Annotated in this window: 2 protein-coding genes and 1 pseudogene; all 3 read right to left on the minus strand. The window is 61.8% G+C overall.

What is annotated here, in order from left to right; genetic code table 11:
* Positions 1-45: 45 nt before the first annotated feature.
* The 3 genes and pseudogenes from tsaA to HT737_RS21885 all read right to left on the minus strand — a co-directional run bounded on the left by tsaA (position 46) and on the right by HT737_RS21885 (position 2,005).
* A pseudogene (gene tsaA / locus HT737_RS21875) lies at positions 46-745 on the minus strand (tRNA (N6-threonylcarbamoyladenosine(37)-N6)-methyltransferase TrmO).
* Positions 746-754: 9 nt separating this feature from the next.
* A complete protein-coding gene (locus HT737_RS21880; protein WP_047291996.1) occupies positions 755-1,222 on the minus strand; it encodes a DUF1456 family protein in 468 nt (155 codons plus the stop codon).
* Between the two features lie 72 nt (positions 1,223-1,294).
* Complete coding sequence (locus HT737_RS21885; protein WP_182403988.1) at positions 1,295-2,005, minus strand: rRNA pseudouridine synthase; 711 nt, start codon at positions 2,003-2,005, stop codon at positions 1,295-1,297.
* Positions 2,006-2,101 lie beyond the last annotated feature (96 nt).

A 2,101-nucleotide genomic window follows, 5' to 3' on the forward strand; every position in this document is an offset into this window, starting at 1 on the left:
TCAAAAAGAATCGCAGCTGCGGCAGCTCCTACATTGAGCGAGGTCTCAGGTGTTGGCCGGGATGACTTCCAGCACGCAAATCTGCTCCGGCGTCGGGTAATGCCAGCGCACGTCCAGATCCCAGAACTGCGCACCGTACTCGCGCTCCGGTGCTGGCGTCTGATACGCCGGACGCGGATCCTGCGCCAGACACTGCTCGATCAACTCGACCAGTGGCTCGTCAAGGCGCTGAGCATGCCCGTGCGCCTGTTGCAGCGCGGCGTCCGTCCACTGCACGTCAATCAGCTGTGGCGCGGCGCTGGCGATGCTGTTGGAGGCTTCGGGGATGATGTCGGCGTAAGGCACATAGGGTTTGATGTCGAGGATCGGCGTGCCGTCGAGCAGGTCAATGCCCGAGATGAACAGCCGATGCGCCTCGACCCTGTCCAGCTTTACCACCGACTGACCGATGCCATTGGGACGGTGAGTGGCGCGGGTGGCGAATACGCCCATGGACTTGTTGCCACCCAGACGCGGTGGGCGCACTTTCAGGCGCGGTTTTTCTTCCAGCGCCTGATGAAACAGGAACAGCAGCCAGACATGGCTGACCTGTTCCAGACCCTGCACCGCGTCACCCTGATCGAACGGCGCCACCAGCTCCAGCACACCACGAGCGGCGGGGGCCAGTTGTGGCTGGCGCGGGATGGCGAACTTCTCCTTGAAGCAGGAGCGCACAAAGCCAATGGGGGGAGACGCTGTAAGTCATGTTGCGTGATCAGCCACGAACGCGCAGGGTCAGGCCCTTGAGGAAATTGCGCAGCAACTGATCGCCGCACGGGCGGTAATTGGTGTGGCCGACCTTGCGGAACAGCGCGCTCAGCTCAGGCTTGGACACCGGGAACTCGGCAGCCTTGAGGATCGCGTGCATGTCGTCTTCCTTCAGTTCGAAAGCCACGCGCAGCTTCTTCAGAATGATGTTGTTGGTCACCGGCACTTCGATCGGCTGCGGCGGACGGCTTTCGTCCTTGCCACGCTTGAAGATCACCAGGCCATCGAGAAAGTGCGCCATGACCTCGTCCGGGCAGCGCACGAAGCCTTCTTCGTCTTCTTCTTTCTTGTCGAGGTACGCGACGACGTCTTTCAGCTCCACGTCCATGCCGCCGAGCTTGATGATCTCGACGACTTTCTTGTCGCTGATGTCGAGCATGTAGCGCACGCTACGCAATACGTCGTTATGAATCATGTGGGTCATCCTGATAATCGTTGTGGGCAACGCGCAGGCACGCTGCCGGAATGTGTGGCGGCAACAGAGGTGTCAGAACTTCTCTTTGCCGGACAGGTAGCGCCATTGGCCGACTGGTACCTTGCCGATCGACACGCCGCCGATGCGGATGCGGCGGATGCCGACGACCTTCAGGCCAACCGCTTCGCAGAACTGCGCGATGATCCCCGGCTGCGGGTTCTTCATGGCGAAGCGCAGGCGGTTTTCGTTCTGCCAGCTGGCCTTGACCGGCGGCAGCTCCTTGCCCTTGTGGGTCAGACCATGCTGCAGGCGATTGAGGCCGTGGGCAACCATGTCGCCTTCGACCTCGACCACGTATTCCTGCTCGATCTTGGCCGCATCGGCAGTCAGTTTGCGCAGCACTTTCCAGTCCTGGGTGAAAACCAGCAGGCCACTGGCCTTGGGCTGCAGGTCGGCGCTGGCGGTCAGACGCAGGAAGTGTCCGCGCAACGGCCGTTTGCCGTAGCGGTGCTCTTCGCTGAGGGTGTCGGCGCTGAGCGATTGCATGGCGGTGTCGACGGCCATACCGGCCGGCACGTTGAGCAGAATCGTAACCGGCTCCGGCGCGGTGGCCTTGGCGTCCTTGTCGAGTTCGACCTTCTGGTCGCCGACCTTGAACTGCGGTTCGTCGATCACTTCGCCGTCCACGGTGACCCAGCCGCCCTCGATGAACAGCTCGGCCTCCCGGCGGGAGCAACCGACCAGTTCGATGAGGCGTTTGGAGAGGCGAATCGGGTCAGTCATGACAGGGCCGTAACAAAAAAGGGGTGGGCATTGTACCTGCCTGGCGCCGGTTAAGCCCGGTTCCATTTGTAGGAGCTGCCGAAGGCTGCGATCTTT

The sequence above is a fragment of the Pseudomonas sp. MD195_PC81_125 genome (assembly GCF_014060985.1).
In the GTDB taxonomy this organism is placed as follows: domain Bacteria; phylum Pseudomonadota; class Gammaproteobacteria; order Pseudomonadales; family Pseudomonadaceae; genus Aquipseudomonas; species Aquipseudomonas parakoreensis.